At 68.8% G+C, this 19,938-nt stretch carries 17 protein-coding genes; 2 read left to right on the top strand and 15 right to left on the bottom strand.

Annotated elements, in window-relative coordinates; all coding sequences use genetic code 11:
* The 10 genes from BEI_RS14665 to BEI_RS14620 all read right to left on the bottom strand — a co-directional run bounded on the left by BEI_RS14665 (nucleotide 1) and on the right by BEI_RS14620 (nucleotide 12,365).
* Nucleotides 1–711, bottom strand: a complete 711-nt coding sequence (locus tag BEI_RS14665) for a response regulator (RefSeq protein WP_097790217.1) — start codon at nucleotides 709–711, stop codon at nucleotides 1–3.
* Nucleotides 708–2,147 (bottom strand): ATP-binding protein, encoded by a 1,440-nt coding sequence (locus BEI_RS14660; RefSeq protein ID WP_097790216.1) that lies wholly within the window; start codon nucleotides 2,145–2,147, stop codon nucleotides 708–710. The genes BEI_RS14665 and BEI_RS14660 overlap by 4 nt, the downstream gene beginning before the upstream one ends.
* 142 nt (nucleotides 2,148–2,289) lie before the next feature.
* On the bottom strand, nucleotides 2,290–3,339 hold the full coding sequence (locus BEI_RS14655; RefSeq protein ID WP_193765120.1) for a LacI family DNA-binding transcriptional regulator: 1,050 nt from the start codon (nucleotides 3,337–3,339) through the stop codon (nucleotides 2,290–2,292).
* A gap of 74 nt (nucleotides 3,340–3,413) precedes the next feature.
* Nucleotides 3,414–5,057 (bottom strand): alpha-amylase family glycosyl hydrolase, encoded by a 1,644-nt coding sequence (locus tag BEI_RS14650; protein ID WP_097790215.1) that lies wholly within the window; start codon nucleotides 5,055–5,057, stop codon nucleotides 3,414–3,416.
* Nucleotides 5,058–5,130: 73 nt separating this feature from the next.
* The gene (locus tag BEI_RS14645; RefSeq protein ID WP_379802267.1) at nucleotides 5,131–6,426 is read right to left on the bottom strand and encodes an ABC transporter substrate-binding protein; all 1,296 of its coding nucleotides are present in this window, start codon (nucleotides 6,424–6,426) and stop codon (nucleotides 5,131–5,133) included.
* Between the two features lie 36 nt (nucleotides 6,427–6,462).
* Nucleotides 6,463–7,569 carry an ABC transporter ATP-binding protein gene (locus tag BEI_RS14640; RefSeq protein WP_097790214.1) on the bottom strand — a complete coding sequence of 369 codons (1,107 nt, stop codon included), beginning with the start codon at nucleotides 7,567–7,569 and terminating at the stop codon, nucleotides 6,463–6,465.
* Nucleotides 7,570–7,615: 46 nt separating this feature from the next.
* Nucleotides 7,616–9,241, bottom strand: coding sequence for an alpha-glucosidase (locus BEI_RS14635; RefSeq protein ID WP_097790213.1), 1,626 nt, complete (start codon nucleotides 9,239–9,241; stop codon nucleotides 7,616–7,618).
* Nucleotides 9,242–9,267: 26 nt separating this feature from the next.
* On the bottom strand, nucleotides 9,268–10,110 hold the full coding sequence (locus BEI_RS14630; protein ID WP_097790212.1) for a carbohydrate ABC transporter permease: 843 nt from the start codon (nucleotides 10,108–10,110) through the stop codon (nucleotides 9,268–9,270).
* Complete coding sequence (locus BEI_RS14625) at nucleotides 10,107–11,081, bottom strand: carbohydrate ABC transporter permease (protein ID WP_097790211.1); 975 nt, start codon at nucleotides 11,079–11,081, stop codon at nucleotides 10,107–10,109. The genes BEI_RS14630 and BEI_RS14625 overlap by 4 nt, the downstream gene beginning before the upstream one ends.
* 15 nt (nucleotides 11,082–11,096) lie before the next feature.
* Nucleotides 11,097–12,365 (bottom strand): ABC transporter substrate-binding protein, encoded by a 1,269-nt coding sequence (locus BEI_RS14620; protein WP_097790210.1) that lies wholly within the window; start codon nucleotides 12,363–12,365, stop codon nucleotides 11,097–11,099.
* Between the two features lie 448 nt (nucleotides 12,366–12,813).
* Here BEI_RS14620 and BEI_RS14615 point away from each other — a divergent pair, with 448 nt between their 5' ends.
* Entirely contained in the window at nucleotides 12,814–14,316 is a 1,503-nt protein-coding gene (locus tag BEI_RS14615) for a carbohydrate porin (protein ID WP_097790209.1), read from the top strand.
* A gap of 76 nt (nucleotides 14,317–14,392) precedes the next feature.
* On the opposite strand, the gene BEI_RS14610 is transcribed toward BEI_RS14615, so the two are convergent.
* Together BEI_RS14610 and BEI_RS14605 are read right to left on the bottom strand one after the other, a co-directional pair.
* The gene (locus BEI_RS14610; RefSeq protein ID WP_097790208.1) at nucleotides 14,393–15,319 is read right to left on the bottom strand and encodes a LysO family transporter; all 927 of its coding nucleotides are present in this window, start codon (nucleotides 15,317–15,319) and stop codon (nucleotides 14,393–14,395) included.
* Between the two features lie 252 nt (nucleotides 15,320–15,571).
* On the bottom strand, nucleotides 15,572–16,225 hold the full coding sequence (locus BEI_RS14605; RefSeq protein WP_097790207.1) for a hypothetical protein: 654 nt from the start codon (nucleotides 16,223–16,225) through the stop codon (nucleotides 15,572–15,574).
* A 142-nt stretch (nucleotides 16,226–16,367) separates the two neighbouring features.
* On the opposite strand from BEI_RS14605, the gene BEI_RS14600 reads away from it, so the two are divergent.
* On the top strand, nucleotides 16,368–16,925 hold the full coding sequence (locus BEI_RS14600) for a DJ-1/PfpI family protein (RefSeq protein ID WP_097790206.1): 558 nt from the start codon (nucleotides 16,368–16,370) through the stop codon (nucleotides 16,923–16,925).
* Here BEI_RS14600 and BEI_RS14595 read toward each other — a convergent pair.
* The 3 genes from BEI_RS14595 to BEI_RS14585 form a co-directional block, all read right to left on the bottom strand.
* Nucleotides 16,920–18,269 (bottom strand): nicotinate phosphoribosyltransferase, encoded by a 1,350-nt coding sequence (locus BEI_RS14595; protein ID WP_097790205.1) that lies wholly within the window; start codon nucleotides 18,267–18,269, stop codon nucleotides 16,920–16,922. The genes BEI_RS14600 and BEI_RS14595 overlap by 6 nt on opposite strands.
* On the bottom strand, nucleotides 18,266–18,835 hold the full coding sequence (locus BEI_RS14590) for a nicotinamidase (RefSeq protein WP_097790204.1): 570 nt from the start codon (nucleotides 18,833–18,835) through the stop codon (nucleotides 18,266–18,268). Before BEI_RS14590 ends, BEI_RS14595 begins: the two co-directional genes overlap by 4 nt.
* 167 nt (nucleotides 18,836–19,002) lie before the next feature.
* On the bottom strand, nucleotides 19,003–19,938 hold the full coding sequence (locus BEI_RS14585; RefSeq protein ID WP_097790203.1) for a 2-hydroxyacid dehydrogenase: 936 nt from the start codon (nucleotides 19,936–19,938) through the stop codon (nucleotides 19,003–19,005).

Here is a 19,938-nt window from a genome sequence, read left to right as displayed (position 1 = left end):
TCACTCCTCGGGCTGGTACTTGTAGCCCACGCCGTAGACCGAGCGTATCACCTCCCGCTCCGGCCAGACCTCGGCGATCTTCTTGCGCAGCTTCTTGATATGGCTGTCCACGGTGCGCTCGGAGACGATGCGATGATCCCGGTACATGTGGTCCATCAGCTGTTCCCGGGAGAAGATCCGTCCAGGGGAGTGCATCATCACCCGCAGCAGCTGGAATTCCACCGCGGTGAGCCCCAGGTCCTGGCCGTCGGCCAGCGCCCGCCAGCCCTCCTCGTCGAGGCTGAGGGTGTCGGGGACGGGGGCCTCGGCGGCGTCCGCGGCCCGGCTGCGACGCAGGACGGCCCGGCTCCGGGCCACGACCTCCCGGGGGCTGAAGGGCTTGCAGATGTAGTCGTCGGCGGCCAGCTCCAGGCCCAGCAGGCGGTCGACCTCCTCGACCCGGGCGGTGAGCATGATGATGGCGATGCGGGGCCATCGCTGGCGGATCTCCCGGCACAGGGTCAGGCCGTCGGTGCCCGGCAGCATCAGGTCCAGCAGGATCAGCTCGGGATGGGTGGAGCGATCGCTCAACCAGGGCAGCACCGCATCGCCATGATCCAGGTGATGCGTAGTGAAGCCGCTGCCTTCCAGGTAGTCGGCGACCAGGCGGGCGATCTTGGGCTCGTCCTCGACGATCAGGACGTTGTCCGGGACGAGAGCCGGGGTGTTCATGCAGTGTCCTCCCTGGGCGGTTGGTCGGCGAAGGCGGGAAAGGTCAGGCTCCAGCATAGCCCGCCCAGCGACGAAGGGCTGGGTGTCATCTCGGCGCCATGGGCCCGGGCCAGCGCCGCGGCGATGGACAGACCCAGGCCGCTGCCGCCGCTGGCGCGGCTGCGCGATCCCTCGACCCGATAGAGACGCTCGGTGAGCCGGGGGAGTTCCGTGCCCGGCACCCCGGGGGCGCTGTCCTCCCAGCGTACTCGATAGTGCGTGCCCTCGGTCTCGAGGCGCACCCGCAGTCGGCCGGGCGGCCGGGTATAGGCGCAGGTGTTGTCCAGCAGGTTGGTCCACAGCTGGCGCAGGCGCTGGGCATCGCCGCGGATCCAGGCCGGGCCGGGGACCTCGACCTCGAGTTCGATTCCCTGGTCGGCGAGCCAGCTGCCGGCTTCGTCCAGGCGGGTGCCCAGGCTCGCGGCCAGGTCCAGCGGGGCCAGATGGACCTCCAGGGCGCCGGCATCGCTCTGGGAGAGCAGCCGCAGGTCGGCCACCAGGCGCTCCAGCTGGCCGACCTCCTGGGCCAGGGACCCCAGGTTGTCGAGGTCCAGCGCGCGCACCCCGTCCTGCATGGCCTCGATCTCGCCGCGCAGCACGGCCAGCGGGGTGCGCAACTCATGGGCGATGTCGGAGACCCAGCGGCTGCGTGCCTCGCGGCTGGCCTCCAGGGTGGCGGCCAGCACGTTGAAGTCATGCGCCAGGCGGGAAAGCTCGTCGCGGCCGCGCTCCGGCAGCCGGGTGCTGTAGTCCCCCTCGGTGAGCCGGCGGGTGGCCAGCGTCATGCCCCGGGCACGGCGTCCCAGCCACCAGGACAGGCCCCCCGCCAGCAACAGCGAGGCCAGCCCCAGGGCGGCGACGATGATCGCCAGGTTGCGACGCTGCTGGGCCAGGAAGATGCGGTCCATGCGTGCCATCAGCTGCTGGGGCGGGCGATAGCCCAGGGTGCCGACCCGCCGGCCGTCGCTGACGATGGGCAGCCAGCGCAGCTCGGCGGCCTCCAGGTCGTTGTCGGGCGGCAGGCCGATCACCGGCAGGCCCTCGGCATCGTGGAGGATGAAGTGCCTGGGGTCGCCCAGGCGTCGTTCGATCCCCTCGGGGGGCGGGGCATCGCCGGGCCACAGCTGTCGGCGCACCAGCTGTCGCCAGGCGCGGGGGGACTGGCGCAGCCATTGCCAGTCGCCCCGCCAGGCCCACTCGTCGGCGAGCCCCCGGGCGAGCGTCTCGGCCCGTTGGGTCTGGGTACGGTCCAGGTACTCGATGAAGCCCTGGTCGAGGCTGCGCGACACGGCGACGAACACCAGGCCGGCGATCACCACGTTGACCACCAGGATGATCAGGAACAGCTTGATGCCGAGCCGGGAAACGGCGGGAGGCAGGGCGCGGCGGATGGACATGCGACGACTCTCGAGGGTCGGGCGAAGGGCTTCAGGGTAGCGCAGTCGGCGTCGGGGAGGGTGCAATTCCGGTGCAAGGCACGCTGCCGGTCGTCGCTAGCGGCGTGCCGGCAAGGGCCCCTGATCCCGAGCCGTCCCGGGATCAGGGGCAGGTCTCGCCGATCACCAGTTCGGTGCCCAGCAGGCGGGACGAGGGCGGTTCCAGGCCAAGGATCATGCGCGCCGCCACCCGGCCCTTCTCGACGCTGTCCTGGCGCACCGTGGTCAGCCGCGGTGCCCGGTACTGGCCCTCGGCGATGCCGTCGAAGCCGGTGATCCGCAGGTCGTCGGGAACCCGCAGCCCCCGGGCCTCGGCCAGGATCAGGGCGGTCAGGGCGATGCGATCGGACATGCACAGCAGCAGGTCGGGACGCTCGTCGTCGGGCAGGTCGAGGATCTCCTCGATCACCGGGGCACAGACCTCATGGGTGTTCTCCTCGATGTTCCACATCGGCACATCGTCGGGCTCGATCCCGTGCTCGGCGAAGGCCCGCTGGAAGCCATCCAGGCGGGCACGGGTGATGGTCCGGTCCGCCGACAGCAGGGCATGCTCGGGGCCGATCCGGCCGTTGCAGGGCTGCTCGGTGAGGCGCAGGTTGATCACCGCGGGCCGCTTTGGGGACGTGCCCAGGGCGTGTCGAGCGATGGCGTAGGCCGCCGGCTCGTTGTCCACATGGACGCTGGCCTGCCCCTCGACATCGAAGTCCACCGCCACCAGGGGACGCTGGGCGGGCAGGTCGGCGAGCATGGCCAGGCTCGGCATCAGGCCGTAGACGATGAAGCCGTCGGCGATGCTCGCCGAGCCCGGCACCCGGGCCGGCGACTGGCGCCCGGAGAGCAGCAGCAGGGTGTGGCCCTGGGCATCCAGCACCTCGGCGATGCCGGACAGCAACTCGCTGGCCACTGCGTCGTTGAGGCTGTAGGTGAGGCTCTCGGCGAGGATCACCGCGACGATCTGGGAGCGTCCGGTGCGCAGGCTACGGGCCTTGGCATCCGGCCCCTGATAGCCGCGCAGACGAGCCTCGTGGAGGATGTGCTCGCGCAGCTTCGGCGAGAGCTGGTCGGGGCGGTTGAAGGCATTGGAGACGGTCGCGGTGGACACCCCCAACTGGGCCGCCAGATCCTTGAGTGTGATGCGTCTTGGTGGTGTCACCCTGTCGTCCTGATCGGTGCTCGGGGGGTAGGATACCGGCTCGCCGCGGTCCGGGACACCCGCGGCGAGCCTGCTCAGCGGGGTTCGAACCAGGCCGCCTGGCCGGGCTCGAGGCACCACTCGGTTCCCTCGAGGGCGGGGAGGTCCATGCCCGGCAGGTCCAGAGGCTGCCAGCCGGCGATGCCGGCCAGCAAGCCATCCAGGTCGATTCGCGCGGTCCCCGCCCGGCCGAGATGGGCCAGGCACAGCAGGCGCCGCTCGCCGAGCGTGCGGATCACGCCGAAGACATCGTCGGGGAGGGAGGCGGGTTCGATCAGGGCCTGTTCGCCTTGGCGCAGCACCTCGCTTCCGCCGCGCAACTGCAGCAACTCGCGCACCCGGGCCAGCAGGCTGTCGGGGTCAGCGTTCTGTCGGGCGACGGCCAGCGTCAGGTGGCGCTCGAACACGGGAAGCCAGGGGCGTACCGCCTCGGGGCAGAAGCCGCCGTTGCTCCTGTCCTCCCAGACCATCGGCGTGCGGCAGCCGTCGCGGCCCTTGACCTCCGGCCAGAGATTGATGCCGAAGGGATCCTGCAGGTCCTCATAGGCCAGCTCCGCCTCGGGCAGGCCGAGTTCCTCGCCCTGGTAGAGGCACAGGCTGCCACGCAGCGAGCACAGCACGGTCAGCGCCAGCAGGGCGCGGTGTTCGCCCCAGCGGGTGGCGCTGCGCTCGACGTCGTGGTTGGAGAGCGCCCAGCACGGCCAGGTGCCGTCCCCCAGGGTGGCGAAGCGTGCCAGGACGTCATGGAGCTCGGTGGCGTCGCCGGTGGAGCCCAGCAGGTCGAAGGTGTAGGCCATGTGCAGGCGCCTGTCGCCCTGGGTATAGGCGGCCATGGTCGGCAACTGGTCGTTGCCGGCGATCTCGCCCACGGTGGTGGCGCCGGGGTACTCGTCCAGCAGGGCGCGAAGGCGCTCGAGGAACGCCAGGTTTTCCGGCTGGGAAATCGTGTGCTGCGGGAACTGGTAGCTCTGGGGATTGCCGGGCTGGATCCGCTCCCGGGACATGGGCGGGTTGTCCTCGAGCCGGCGGTCGTGGAAGTAGAAGTTGACCACGTCGAGGCGGAAGCCGTCGACGCCGAGGTCCAGCCAGAAACGCAGGTTGTCCAGCTGCGCCTGCTGGACCTCGGGGTGGTGGAAGTTGAGGTCCGGCTGACTGGGCAGGAAGTTGTGCAGGTAGTACTGGCGGCGCCGGGCGTCGAAGGTCCAGGCGCGCCCGCCGAAGGCCGCCATCCAGTTGTTGGGGGGGTTGCCGTCGGGCCGGGGATCCGCCCAGACGTACCAGTCGGCCCTGGCATTGGTGCGGTCCCGGCGGCTCTCCTGGAACCAGGGGTGGCGGTCGGAGCTGTGCGACAGCACCTGATCGATGATCACCCGCAGGCCCAGTTCGTGGGCGCGGTCGACCAGTGCTCGGAAGTCGTCGAGGGTGCCGAACATCGGGTCGACGCCCCGATAGTCGCTGACGTCGTAGCCGAAGTCGTCCATCGGCGAGGTGAAGAAGGGCGACACCCAGATGGCATCGACGCCGAGGCTCGCCACGTGATCGAGGCGGGCGGTGATGCCGGGCAGATCACCGATGCCATCACCGTTGGCATCCATGAAGCTGCGGGGGTAGATCTGGTAGATCGTCGCGCCACGCCACCAGTCGTGTCGAGCGTCCTGGCGCCATTGTGAAAGCGTCATCCTGAGGTTCCTGTCGGTGGGGGAAATGGGACGGCCCGGCCGGAGGCACTCCGGCCGGACGCGGGATGGGCGCTTACCAGCCGCGGCGGCCGAGGCGCTCGAGTTCGCGGCCCAGTTGCTGGACGGCACTGGCCCCATCGAGATCGCCGGAGAGCACCTGGTGGGTGCGGTTGAAGAAGGCATTGGAGACCCGGGCATAGGCATCGCCGGTCACCGTGGCGGGACGCGGCACACCATTGGTCAGGGTCTCGTAGAGCTCGCTCATGGAGGGGTTGCTGGCCAGCACCTCCTCGTCCTGATAGAGCGACTCGATGGTCGGGTTCATGCCCATCCGGAGGGCATGCGCCTTCTGTTGCTCCCGGGAGGTGATGAAGGCGACCAGGTCGGCGGCCAGCTCGGGATGCTCGGAGTAGCGCGAGACGGCGAGGTTCCAGCCGCCCAGGGTGGCCTTGGACTCGCCCTCCGGCCCGTGGGGCAGCGGCGCCATGCCGACCTTGCCGGCCACCTCGCTGGCCTCGCCGTTGGCCAGTGACCAGACATAGGGCCAGTTGCGCAGGAAGAGGGCGTTGCCGGACTGGAAGATCCCGCGGGTCTCCTCCTCGGTGTGGTTCAGTGCGCCTTCGGGGGTGATGTTGCCGATCCAGGAGGCGGCCAGGTCCAGCGCCGCGGCGGCGCGAGGATTGTCGATGGTGACCTCGCCCTCGGCGTTGACCAGGGTGCCGCCGCCGTGGCTGGCCACCCACTCCAGGGCGTTGCAGGTCAGGCCCTCGTAGGCGCGACCCTGGAAGGTATAGCCCCAGAAGTCGTCGTTGCCGGCCTCGCGCTCGGCGGCCTGGATCGCCTCGGCGGTCTCGGTCAGCTCTTGCCAGGTCTCGGGCACCGAGTGGCCGTGCTTCTCCAGCAGGTCCCTGCGGTAGTAGAGCAACCCGGCATCGGTATACCAGGGCATGGCCACCAGCCGGCCATCGACGGTGTTGTTGTCGACCAGCGCCGGAAAGAAGCCTTCGGTGGCCCCTTCGGGCAGGTAGTCGTTGAGATCGACCAGGTGGTTGCCGAGCATGCCGGGCCAGACGATATCCATCATCAGCACGTCGATGTCGCTGGACTCGCTGCCCAGCAGTTGCTGGTAGAGCGACAGCTTCTCGGTGGTGCCGTTGGGGGTGGAGACGACCTGGACGCTATGCCCGGTCTGCTCGGCCCACTGCCGGGCGGCGATGGGGCAGTAGTCGGCGGCATCGCCGCTGCCGCAGGCGATGGCGATCTCCTCGGCCAGCACGGCAGGGGCGCCGAGGACGGCACCGGCCAGCAGCATGGCGCCGATGCCGCCCTGGACCAGGCGGTGTCGTGAACAGGGGCGTGGCGAGAACATGGAAGCTCCTTTGTTGTGATTGTCGGAGAGCGGGGATCAGGCGACCCGGCGTGCGGCCGCGATCTCGAGTGCATGGTCGGCGTCGTCGAACAGGTGGACATGCGCGAGGTCGGGTATCAGTGCCACGCGCTGACCGGTCTGCCAACGGTCGGAGGCTTCGCTGCGGTGGATCAGCAAAGTCTCCCCGGCCTTGGGTTCGAGATAGACATAGACCTCGTTGCCCAGGTACTCGACGTTGACGATCTCGAAGCTGTTCTCCCCGTCGGCCTCGGCCAGGCGCAGATGCTCCGGGCGCACCCCGAGGGTCAGGCCGCTACCGTGCGGCAGGCCGCCGGCATCCTGGGGCAGCGTGAGCTCGCCGAGCCCCGGGGCCGTGACGCGGCAGCCATTGGCATCGCCTCGCACCAGCTGCGCGGGCATGAAGTTCATGGTCGGCGACCCGATGAAGCCGGCGACGAACCGGGTGGCCGGTTGCTGGTAGAGCGTTTGCGGGCTGCCCACCTGCTCGATTCGCCCATCGCGGAGCACCACGATCTTGTCGGCCAGCGTCATCGCCTCGACCTGATCGTGAGTGACGTAGACCATGGTGGAGCCCAGCCGGTGGTGGAGGCGGGCGATCTCGTTGCGCATCTGTACGCGCAGCGAGGCGTCCAGGTTGGAGAGCGGCTCGTCGAACAGCAGGATGCGCGGTTCCCGGGCCATGGCGCGGCCCATGGCCACCCGCTGGCGCTGGCCGCCGGAGAGTTCCTTGGGCTTGCGATGCAGCAGCTCCTCGAGCTGGAGGATGCGTGCCGTGGCCATCACCCGCTGCTCGATGGTGTCCTTGGCCGTCTTGGCCAGCTTGAGGCCGAAGGCCATGTTCTCGTACACCGTCATGTGCGGATAGAGGGCGTAGGACTGGAACACCATCCCCACGCCGCGCTCCCGGGGCGGAAGGTCGTTGACCACGCCGCCGGCGATGCTCAGCTCGCCGTCGGTGATCGATTCCAGGCCGGCGATCAGCCGCAACAGGGTGGACTTGCCGCAGCCCGAGGGACCGACGAAGACCACGAACTCGCCATCGCCGATCTGCAGGTCGACGTCCTTGATGATATGAGTGCTGCCGAAGACCTTGTTGATCTTCTCGAGGGTCACGCTTGCCATCTTGCGACTCCCCGCCGGCGTCGAGGCCGGCGTCATTGTGTGGTTTTCAGCGGTCGAGCTGGAGATAGGCGGCCTGATAGGGCGGCAGGTGCAATGTCTCGCCGTCCAGGCTGGCCTCGAAGCCCGGGGCCTCGAGCCGTCGCCCGCAGGTCGGGATCTCCGTTTCCCGGGGCTCGCCGGTGAGGTTGAAGATGCACAGCAGGGCTTCGTCCCGGTGGCGGCGGATGAAGCCGAGCAGCTCCTCGCCGACATCGACCAGTTCGAGGTCGCCTTCGGCCAGCGCCGGATGGCGCCGTCTGAAGGCCAGCAGGGCCCGGGTGGCGTTGAGCACCGAGTGTCGGTCGTCCTGCTGGCGCTCCACGGCGAGCGGCAGCTGGCGCGGTTCCACCGGCAGCCAGGGGGCCGCACCCTCGGCGGGCGAGAAGCCGGCGTCCGGGGTGTCGCGCCATGGCATCGGGGTCCGGCAGCCGTCCCGGCCCTTGAACTCGGGCCACAGCACCTTGCCGTAAGGATCCTGGATATGCTCGAACGGCACTTCGGCCTCGGGCAGCCCCAGCTCCTCTCCCTGGTAGAGACAGACGCTGCCGCGCAGCGACAGCAGCATGGCCAGCGCCACCTTGGGGTAGGCCACGGGATCCTCGGCCGCTCCCCAGCGGGTCGCGCTGCGCACCACGTCGTGGTTGGACAGCGCCCAGCAGGGCCAGGCATCGCCGGCCAGGCGCTGGAAGCGGGCGATCACCTCCCGGATGTAGGCCGGCGAGTGAGGGGCGTTGAGCAGGTCGAAGGTATAGGCCATGTGCAGCTTGTCGCCGCCGGCGGTGTACTCGGCCATGCGTTCCAGGGGATTGTCGTCGCCGATCTCCCCCACGGTGGTGGTGCCGGGATACTCGTCCATCAGGGCGCGCAGGTCCTTGAGGAAGCCGAGATTCTCCGGGCGGCTGAGGTCGTAGACATGGCGCTGCCAGGTATAAGGGTTGGCGTCCGGCGCCCCCAGCGTCTTGGCCTCGTCCGCCGGGACCGGCGGGTTGTCGCGCAGCTCGCGGTCATGGAAGTAGAAGTTCACGGTGTCCAGTCGGAAGCCGTCCACGCCGAGGTCGAGCCAGAACCGCAGGTTGTCCAGCTGCGCGGTGCGAACCTCGGGATGGTGGAAGTTGAGGTCCGGCTGGCTGGTCAGGAAATTGTGCAGGTAGTACTGGCGACGCCGGGAGTCGAAGGTCCAGGCCGCCCCCCCGAAGATCGACAGCCAGTTGTTGGGCGGAGTGCCGTCGGGCCGGGGATCGGCCCAGACGTACCAGTCGGCCCGCGGGTTGTCGCGACTCTGGCGGCTTTCCTCGAACCAGGGGTGCGCATCCGAGGTGTGGCTGATCACCTGGTCGATGATCACCTTGAGGCCCAGCTCATGGGCCCGGGCGAGCAGTGCCTTGAAGTCGTCCAGGCTGCCGAACATGGGGTCGACGTCCCGGTAGTCGCTGACGTCGTAGCCGAAATCCTTCATCGGCGAGGTGAAGAAGGGCGACAGCCAGACCGCGTCCACGCCGAGGCTGGCCACATAGCCCAGTTTCTGGGTGATGCCCGCCAGGTCGCCGATGCCGTCGCCGTTGGCGTCCATGAAGCTGCGCGGATAGATCTGGTAGATGACGCCACCGCGCCACCAGGTCAGGTTGTCTTGCATCGTGATAGTCCTTGAAGTCATGGAAATCATCCCTTGACGGCACCGGCGGTCAGCCCGGAAACGATGCGCCGCTGGAAGATCATCACCAGGACGACCAGAGGCACGGTGACGGTGACCGAGGCGGCCATGATCGGGCCCCAGGGCAGCTCGTGCTGGCTGCCGCCGGAGATCAGGGCGATGGCCACCGGCACGGTGCGCTGGTCGTCGGTGAGGGTGAAGGTCAGGGCGAAGAGGAACTCGTTCCAGGCGGCGATGAAGGCCAGCAGGCCGGTGGTCGCCATGGCCGGCCACATCAGCGGCAGGAACACCTTGGTGATGGTCACCCAGGGCGTGGCGCCGTCCATGATCGCCGCCTCCTCCAGCTCCATGGGCAGCTGCCGCATGAAGGTGGTCAGCACCCAGACGGTGAAGGGCAGGGTGAAGATGGTGTAGCTCAGTATCAGCCCGCCCGGATTGTTGTAGAGGTTGAGCGCGCGGATCACCTCGAAGAGCCCGGAGAGCACCGCCACCTGGGGAAACATCGACACCCCGAGGATCGTCAGCATCACCGTGGTGCGGCCGCGGAAGCGTACCCGGCCCAGGGCGTAGGAGGCGGTGATGCCCAGCAGCAGGGCGATGGCCACGACGGACAGCGAGACCACGATGGAGTTGAGGATGGCCCGGACGAAGCTCTTCTGGGTGAAGATCTGCGCGTAGTTGCCGAAGTCCAGCGACGACAGCCAGAAGTCGACGCGGAACAGCTCGCCGGAGGGTTTCAGCGAGGTGATCACGGCGTAGTAGAAGGGAAAGACGGCGTAGACCAGCACGACGGCGATCAGGGCATAGAGGCCGACGCGCTTGGCGAGCTTGATCAGCTGATACTGGTTCATTGGTCGACTCCCAGTTGGCGGCGGCCCAGGTAGAGGTAGATGACCACGGCCAGGGCGATGATCAGGAACAGCAGCGTGGAGGCGGCGCTGCCGTAGCCGACGTCCTGGAACTCCACCAGCTGCTGGCGGGCATAGATCGACATGGTCATGGTGCTCGTGGAGTTGGAGGTCAGCACGTAGATGACGTCGAACACGCGCAGTGCGTCGAGCAGGCGGAAGATCACCGCCACCAGCAGGGCCGGGGTGATCAGCGGCAGGGTGACCCGGAAGAACACCTTGACCGGATGGATGCCGTCGACCTCGGCGGCCTCGTAGCAATCCCTGGGCAGCATCTGCAGTGCCGCCAGTACCAGCAGGGCGACGAAGGGGATGGTCTTCCAGACATCGACCATGATCACCGCCCACATGGAGAGCGAGGCGTCGGCGGTCCAGGCCAGGGGCGCGTCGATCAGGCCCAGGGCCATCAGCAGGTGATTGAGGATCCCGAACTGGTCGTTGAGCATCCAGGCCCACATCTTGGCCGAGACGATGGTCGGGATGGCCCAGGGAATGAGTACCGCGGCGCGGACCAGCATGCGCCCCCTGAACTCGGCATTGAGCAACAGGGCGACGATGATGCCGAACACCACTTCCAGGGACACGGACACCACACTGAAGAAGAAGGTGTTCCACACCGAGGTCCACCACACCGGATCGGTCAGGAGGCCGTACCAGGCGCCGTCGTCATGGACCAGGTAGTTCTCCAGGCCGATGAAGGTCGCCCCGGCGGTGTCGGAGAGGGAGGCATCGGTGAGGCTGAAGTAGAAGGTGCGCAGCAGCGGCCAGCCGGCCACCAGGGCCAGGGCCACGAGCATCGGCGTCAGGAACAGCCAGGCCGCGCGGACTCGCTGTCGACGGACCTTGGTGCCGCGGTAGCCGGCGCGCGTGGGGCGCCCCACTCGGGGGGCGCTGTCGGTTGCCTGTGTCGTCATGACGACCTCCTATGATTACCAGCGGCGGCGCTTGAGGCGCGAGAGCTCGCTGTCCAGCCGGGCCACGGCCTCGGCGCCACTCTGATTGCCGGACAGCACGTCGTGCACTTCGTTGAAGAAGCCGTTGCTGACCCGGCCGTACTTGTCGCCGGTAGGCGCCGAGGGTCGAGCCACGGCATTGGTGAAGGTCGGCAGAAGGGTGCCGAAGAAGGGTACCGCCTCGAGCACTTCCTCGTCCGCGTAGAGCGAGGCGAGGGTCGGATTGTAGGCGCCTTCGATGGCGCGGCGCTTCTGCTCCTGCTCTGAGGTCAGGAAGGCCACCAGATCGGCGGCGAGTTCGGGATTCTCGCTGTACTTGGACACGGCGAGATTCCAGCCGCCCAGGGTGGCGGCGCTTTCCCCGCCGTCGCCATGGGGCAGCTTGACCACGCCGACCTTGCCGGCGACCTGGCTGTCCTCGCTCTGGGCCAGGGACCAGGCATAGGGCCAGTTGCGCATGAAGACCGCATTGCCGGACTGGAAGACGCCCCGGGCCTCCTCCTCGGTGTAGTTCAGCACCCCGTCCGGCGAGATCTCGCCGATCCAGCTCGCCGCCAGATCGAGGGCTTCGGCGGCCCGGGGGTTGTCGATGGTGATCTCGCCCTCGGCATCGACGAGGGTGCCGCCACCGTGGCTCGCCACCCATTCCAGGGCGTTGCAGGTCAGGCCCTCGTAGGCGCGACCCTGGAAGACATAGCCCCACATCCTGTCGTTGCCCGCCGCGCGCTCGGCGTCCTGGATCTCCCGGGCGATGTCGGTCAGCTGCTCCCAGGTCTGGGGCGGGGCATGACCGTGTGCCTCGAGCAGGTCCTTGCGGTAGTAGAGCACCCCGGCATCGGTGAACCAGGGCACCGCCACCAGGCGGTCGTCGACGGTGTTGTTGGCCACGATGGCCTCGAAGTGACCATCGGTGACCGTCTCGCCGAGCGTCTCGTGGAGGTCGAGCAGGTGATTGGCCAGCAGGCCCGGCCAGACCACGTCGATCTGCATGACATCGATGTCGCCGGAGCGTGCCGAGAGGATCTGCTGGTAAAGGGACAGTCGCTCGGTGGAGGAGTTGGGGGTGGAGACGATCTCGACCTCGTGACCCGTCTTCTCCTCCCACTGGGCGACCCCCTCCTCGCACAGGGTGAGCTCGGCGCCCACCGCACCGCAGGAGATGGTCAGCTCGGCTGCCAGGGCCGGGCCGGCGGTCACGGCGCCCAGCAGGGCGAGACTGGAGACGATCAGGGGCTGCTTAGGCATGGCGTTTCCTCGTCGCTTGTTGTTGTGGTGCGTCGATTTCGCTCACCCCGGGCGTGCGGAATCGGGGTGGCGAGACTTCTTAAACGATTAAGTCGTGGTGCTCAGTTAAGCGGTGGGACTCCCGGTTCGCAACCTAGACTTTCGTCGTGGCATGCCAGGCGATGAGCGCTCTATCCGGCGATTTGGTTGTTTGAATAACTACATATCGGGCTTTTTGCATGTCCTGATTAGACATAAGTAGGAATTTTACGAGATGGCTTTGCCCGTTCAGCCTTAATCGATTAAGTTTCGGGGCGTGTTCTCTCCCCGTCCTCGCGTCTGTCCCCGGCAGGCCGCCGGAGCCCGCTGGCACGACTCGGCGACACCGCGAGCCGTCATGCGACGGGGCAATGGGACATCCCGTGATCGACACGATCCTTCGCGACAACAACAAAGGGCGATCAACACCATGACCATCCCGACCGTCTGCAAGCTCAAGTCTCCCCTCGCCATCGCCATCGCCGCCGCCGGCCTGGGAGCCAGTGGCCTGGCCAGTGCCCAGGACCAGGGTGACCTGGAAGCGCGCCTCGCCGAACTGGAGCAGCGCATCGTCGCCGCCGAGCGCCGGGCCGAAGCCGCCGAGCGGCGTGCCGAACGGGTCGAAGAGGAGAGGACCGAGCGCCTGTCCAGCGAGGAACTGGAGACGAGGCTGAGTGCCGTGGAACGCCGGGCCAGCGGCGAGGAGGGGTTCTCCTTCAATGCCTATGCCCGGTCCGGGCTGCTGATCGGCGAGGACGGCAAGAGCACCGAGGGCGGCCCCTACCTGACGCCGGCGGGCGCCCTGGGAGGGGCCGTGGGCCGGCTGGGCAACGAGCCGGATACCTACGCCGAAGCCATCCTCAACTACCGCATGCGCTTCGACAACGGCGCCAAGGCCCACTATCGGACGATGATTGCCGACGGCCACAAGACCAGCAACGACTGGACCGCCGAGGAATCGAACCTCAACGTGCGCCAGGTCTATGTCGAACTCAGTGAGCTGCCGAGCTTCACCGGCGCCTTCGAGGACGCCGCGATCTGGGCCGGCAAGCGCTTCGACCGCGACAACTTCGACATCCACTGGCTGGACAGCGATTTCGTGTTCCTGGCCGGCACCGGGGCGGGCATCTACGATGTCCAGCTCGCCGACAACTGGAAGGCCAACTTCTCGCTCTATGGCCGCAGCTACAGCGACTTCCCCACCGAGGAGACGGATACCAACGGCGACACCGACAACCTGACGCTGACCGCCAACAACTATTTCGGCAACTGGCAGTGGATGGTCAGCGGCCTGTCCGCCGCCGACAACGAGGAACGCGCCCTCGACAGCGGCGACACCGCGGCCGAGGACGGCTTCCATACCATGCTCGCCTACCATGGCGGCAGTTTCTTCGGCCTGAGCGACGGCAATTTCAAGGCGGCGCTGATCCATGGCCAGGGACTGGGGGCCGAGGCCAAGGTGATCGGTGGCAACGGTTCCCTGACCGAGGACGCCACGGCGACCCGGCTCGGACTCTACGGCACCACCTACCTTGCCCCGCGCTGGCGGCTCGCCCCGGCGATCCTTGCCGAGACCAGCGAGGATCGTTTCGCCGAGGGCGACGAGTTCACCTGGGCCACCTTCAATGCGCGTCTGGCCAACGAGCTGACCGAGAATTTCGAGATGCAGTACGAGGCCAGCTATCAGTATATGGACCTGGATCAGGGGCCCGATGGCGAGGCCGTCTCGGGCGACTACACGAAGCTGACCGTCGCGCCGACCTTCAAGCCCGAGGTGGGCGGCTTCTGGAAGCGTCCCGAGGTCCGCCTCTTCGCCTCCTGGAGCGACTGGGACGAGGAGCTCAACGACTACTCGGACGACGATGCCTTCGGCAGCAGCGGCTTTACCGGCAGCGAGTGGGCCTTCGGTGTGCAGACCGAGATCTGGTTCTGACGACGATCCGACTGGACGCTGCCGTTTCGATGCGCTTGCCCGCGACCCGGAGTCGCGGGCTTTTTCGTTTACCGGATCAGAGCGTCACCAGGAACAGGATCAGCGGCGGCGAGAGCAGCGAGAGGATGAAGCCGGACACCACCGCCACCGGCACGCAGCCCACGCCGCCGTGCTGCTGGATCACCGGGAGGGTGAAGTCCATGGCGGTGGCGCCGCCGAAGCCGATGGCCAGTGCCGCCCGGCGGCGGATCACCAGCGGGATCAGCACGAAGGCCACCAGCTCCCGCCCCAGGTCGTTGAGGAAGGCCACGCCGCCGAGCAAGGGGCCGAGTGCGTCGCCGATCAGGATGCCGGACAGCGAGTACCAGCCGAAGCCGGCGGCCATCGCCAGGCCTTCCTGCCAACGCAGGTCGAGCAGCGGGGCGGCGAGCAGGCCGCCGAGCAGCGAGCTGCCCGCCAGGGTGGCGGCGATGGCCAGGCCGAAGCGGTTGAGCAGGATCTGCCTGAGGGGCATGCCGGAGTTGCGCAACTGGCAGCCGATCAGCGCCAGCAGGCCATAGAGCACCCATTCCGAGAGCCGCTCGGCCCAGGCGAAGAGGGGCTCGCCCAGGGGGCCCCCGGCCAGCAGGCCCAGGCCCACCCCGGCCAGCACCACGGCCACCAGCGACAGCGAGCCGGCCAGGGCGGCGAGCTGGCTGGTGGGAGCGCCCGCCACCGAGGACCCGGGATCCACCGCCAGACGCAGCCGGCGGGACAGCCAGCCCAGGGCGGCCAGGTTGCAGGCCGAGGTGACGGCGAGCAGCGTCAGCGCCTGGGCACCCAGGCGCGACAGTTGGCCGCCCAGGTCGTCGAGCCCGGCCAGCCCCACCCCCATGAGCAGCAGGATCACGTAGATGGCGGCGTTCACGCCGCGGTTGACGAGGGCCATGAGGCCCTCGTGGCGGATCCTGACCAGGTAGCCCAGGATCAGCGGCAACAGGACGATCAGAAGACCGGTCAGCATGCGAGAGTCCCTTCCCACTGGCGCCGTCGGCGACGGCCAAAACCGGCTATTCTAGCAGCCTGTCGGGCCTAACGCTGATCTACTGCGAATCCCGGGTTTTCGGCCAACGTTATTCGATCCAATTCGTTAAATAGCGCGCTATTCGCCTCAATCGATCGAACAATTTGACTCGAAATCCGTGATTCTCGTGACGATCGGTCAATCCCGACAGGCTGCTAGGCATTTTCCGCCGCGGCGGAAGGCCCGGCCGGTTCAGTCGGGGGCGAGTTCGGTCAGGGTCAGGCGACTCCTGCGCCGCCCGTCCCGGTGGTACTCCATGGCCAGCAGCAGGCCGGGACGTCGCGCGTCGAGCTCGAGCACCAGGCGACGGTTCGCCTTCCCCGGCTCGGTCAAGGCCACCCGCACGGCCTCGAAGCGTCCCTGAGGAAGGGACACCGGCTCCCGGGCCAGGATGCGATAGCGCAGCTCCTCCTCCCGGCCACGATGGTCACGGTAGCGCAGCCGGCAATCCACCCGGCACGGGGCGTCGATGACCCGTCGGGCCAGGGCGATCAGCGCGCTCTGGCGATCGGGCAGGGGGGCCAGGTCGCGGTGATCCAGGGAGAAGGCGCGGCGGATGCCCAGCAGGGAGTAGCCGGCGGCGTAGTGCAGCGAGCGGACCCGCTCGTCCTCGAGACGGAAGCGGCCCCATTCGCGGCCGCTGGCACCGGGCAGTTCGGCGCGCATCTCGCTCTGCCAGTGGCCGGCCTCGTGACTCAGCCGGTGGCGGATCTCCGCGTCCGGCCATCCCGTGATCTCCAGGTGATAGCGGGCGCTGAAGGGTTGCGGTGCCGTGGCGGCGAGCGCCGGGATGGCGAAGCCCAGCAGGGCGGCGAGCCACAGGCAGCGGAGCAGGGGGGAGGACATGGACGGACTCTCGAGGGCCGATGATGCTGTTGAGAGGACGCGAGAGGCGGCAGGTTCCCCGACATGGCCGAGTCGGGAGCGCCGGGCTAGGCTGGCCTGGCAGAGAGCCGCGTTTCCTTCCCCACGCCACGAGGTGATCCCCATGGCCAGACTCTTGCTCATCGCCGGCGACTTCGTCGAGGACTACGAGATCATGGTGCCCTTCCAGGCCCTGCAGGCCATGGGGCACGAGGTGGACGCCGTCTGTCCGGACAAGCGCGAGGGCGACCGCATCCGCACCGCCATCCACGACTTCGAGGGTGACCAGACCTACACCGAGAAGCCGGGGCACGACTTCTCCCTGAACGCCACCTTCGCCGAGATCTCGTCGGACGACTACGACGGCCTGGTGATTCCCGGCGGGCGGGCCCCCGAGTACCTGCGCCTGGACGAGCGGGTGCTGGAGGTCGTGCGACACTTCTTCGACCATGAGAAACCGGTGGCCGCCATCTGCCACGGGGCCCAGCTGCTCGCCGCCGCGGTGTCCCTCGAGGGCCGGCGGGTCTCGGCCTATCCGGCCTGTGCCCCGGAGGTCTTCCTGGCCGGCGGCGACTACGCCGAGATCGCCCTCGACCAGGCCATCGTCAGTGGCAAGCTGGTCACCGCGCCGGCCTGGCCGGCCCATCCGGCCTGGCTGGCCCGCTTCCACGAGTTGCTATGATGACCGCTCCACCTCGCGCTCGAGGCCCGGCGACAGGGACACCGGATAGTCGCTTTCGCCGGGCGACAGCCGGCGAAGAGAGGCCGGCAGCCGGCCCAGGGCCTCGGTGACCCGCTCCCGGGCCGCCTCGGCCTGGGCCAGGGCCTCGGGAACCGGCTGGCCCTGCACGACACAGGGGGCGAGCAGCGGCCGGCCCTGTTCGGCGGCCTCGTCTCGGCCGGCGATGATGTCACCGGTGAAGCGGCCGGCGGCGTCGCAGCACCGATACACCTGCTTGCGGCCGGGCAGGTTGACCTTGCCCTGGGAATGCTTGACCCGGGGCGTGCCGGCGTATTCGACCAGCTTGTAGGACAGGTCGATCACCGGGGCGTCGGCCGCCACCCCCATCTGGGTTCCCACCCCGAAGCCGTCGATCGGCGCGCCGTCCGCCAGCAGGGCATCGATCGCGTACTCGTCGAGGCCGCTGCTGGCGACGATCTTGATGTCGTCATGGCCGGCCTCGTCGAGCAGCGCCCGGGCGCCCCTGGCCAGCTCGCCCAGATCCCCGGAATCCAGGCGGATGGCCGCCACGTCCAGCTCGGGCTCGTCGCGCAGCAGGGCGATGACCTGGCGCACCCCCTCCAGGGTGTCGTGGGTGTCCACCAGCAGGGTGGTGCTCGGGTACTGTCGGGCGAAGGCGCGGAAGGCCTCCCGCTCGCGGTCGTGGGCCAGCACATAGCTGTGCGCCATGGTGCCGTTCAGGGCCAGGTCGTGACGCAGGCCGCCCAGGACGTTGCTGGTACCGGCCAGCCCTGCCGTGCGATAGGCGCGCACCCCGCGCACCGCCGCGTCCACTCCGTGCATGCGGCGCATGCCGAAGTCCACCACCGGTCGATCTCTCGCGGCCATGACGATGCGCACCGCCTTGGAGGCCAGTACCGTCTCGAGCTGGACCAGGTTCAGGATCAGGCTCTCGAGCAACTGGGCCTGGGCGATGGGGGCGTCGACCTCCAGCAGCGGCTCGTTGGCGAACACCGGGGTGCCCTCCGGCAGGGCCCAGATGTCGCCCTCGAAGCGCCAGTCGGCCAGCCAGTCGAGGAAGCCGCTCTCGAGGACGTCCACCTCGGCGAGCCGGCCGAGGGCCTCGTCGGTGAAGCGCAAACGGCTGACCCGCTCGGCCGCGTGCTGCTGGCCGCAGGCGAGCATGAAGCGTCGCTCGGCCGGCAGCCGGCGGAAGAAGAGGCTGAAGGTGGCCGTGTCGTCCATGCCCTCCCGCCAGTAGGCCTGGGTCATGGTCAACTGGTAGAGGTCGGTGAGCAGGGCCAGCTCGTCCTCGGTCACGGTCAGCGGTCTGGGCGCCTTCATGAGCGCACCTCGATGCCGGCGTCGCGAAAGGCCGCCCGGCAGTCCGCCACGGCGTCGGCATCCACCGGCGCGCTGAGGGTCTCGAGCAACACCGTCTCGAACCCCTCCTCGCGGGCAGCGAGGACCGTGGCCTTGACGCAGACGTCCAGGGCCAGGCCGCAGACGATCACCCGCTCGATCCCGCGGTCGCGAAGGTAGCCGGCCAGTCCCGTGCCGTCGAAGGCGGAGTAGGCGTCGGCATCGAAGGCGGTGGCCTTGCTGACGCGGATGGTCGCTTCATCGAGGTCGAGATCGGCATGATAGGCGGCGCCCTGGGTGTCCTGGACGCAGTGCACCGGCCAGGGACCGCCGCGATGCTCGAAGCTGACGTGATCGATCGGGTGCCAGTCCCGGGAGGCGACCACCAGGGCGCCCGCCGCCCGGGCGGCGCCGATCTCGGCGTTGATGCCCGGGACCAGGGCGTTGCCGCCCTCCACGGCCAGGGCGCCGCCCTCGCAGAAGTCGTTCTGCATGTCCACCACCAGCAGCGCGTCCCGGCGACCGTAGTCCACCTGAGCGTGACGCATCGTGCACCTCCTCCGAGGTCGGTGTGTGTCACCCTTCAGCCTACGCCCTGCTTTCGGTTTCGTGTAGGGCCTGGCGCCTGCCGGACTCGATCGATCGCCGCGAGGCCCCCGGATGTCGCGATGGCGTCATCGATCGAATGAGGCGGATGGCCCCCGATTCACGGCTACTAGTAGCCGGCCTCGGGATCGATGGTCTCCACCGGCTCGCCGGTCTCGAAGGCCCGGATCGCCTCGGCGACCTGATCCACCGCCTCCCGGAGCGGGGTGGGGCCGGCCATGTGCGGCGTGACGATCACCCGGGGATGGGCCCAGAGGGGGCTGTCGCCGGGCAACGGCTCCTCCGGGAAGGCGTCGAGCACCGCGCCGCGCAGCCGGCCTTCGGCCTCGCCGTCGCCCAGGGCCTCGAGCAGGGCGGGCTCGTCGATCAGGGTGCCACGGCCGGGATTGATCAGGGTGGCCCCCTCGGGCAGCGCCGCCAGGGCCTCGGCGTCGATGATGTGGCGAGTGGCCGGGGTGTCCGGCAGCAGCAGCACCAGGCTCCTCACTCGGGGGAGCAGTGCCCCGAGGCCGTCGTCGCCGTGGTGGCAGCTCACCCCGGCCAGCGACTTGGGCGAGCGGCTCCAGCCGTGGACGGGGAAGCCATCGTCGGCGAGGGTCCGGGCCACCTTGGCGCCGATGGCCCCGAGCCCGAGCACGCCCACCGGCCAGTCGGCCTTGTCGACCAGGGAATGCTCGCGCCATTCGGCGCGCGACTGCTGGCGGGCGTAGCGGTCGAAGTCGCGCTGGAAATGCAGCACGCCGTAGCGCACGTAGTCGGCGATGGGGCCCGCCATGCCGGCGTCGCGCAACTTGACGATGGGCACGCCCCGAGGCAGGGCGGGATTGTTCAGCAGGGCGTCGACGCCGGCGCCCAGATTGACGATGCCCCTGAGCCGGTCGAGCTCGCCGAGCAGCTCGGCGGGCGGCTTCCAGGCCGCCAGGTAGTCCGCCCGGCGACGTTCCTCGGCCGGGGCATCGCTGGTGATGATCTCGGCGTGAGGCAGGCGTTCGGCCAGGCCCTCGCGCCAGGCCTCGGCGGCATCGGTATGGACCAGGACGCGCAT

Source organism: Halomonas beimenensis, assembly GCF_002549795.1.
Lineage (GTDB): Bacteria > Pseudomonadota > Gammaproteobacteria > Pseudomonadales > Halomonadaceae > Halomonas > Halomonas beimenensis.
Note: the sequence above shows the minus strand (reverse complement) of the source record. Positions and strands in the feature narration are given on the sequence as shown.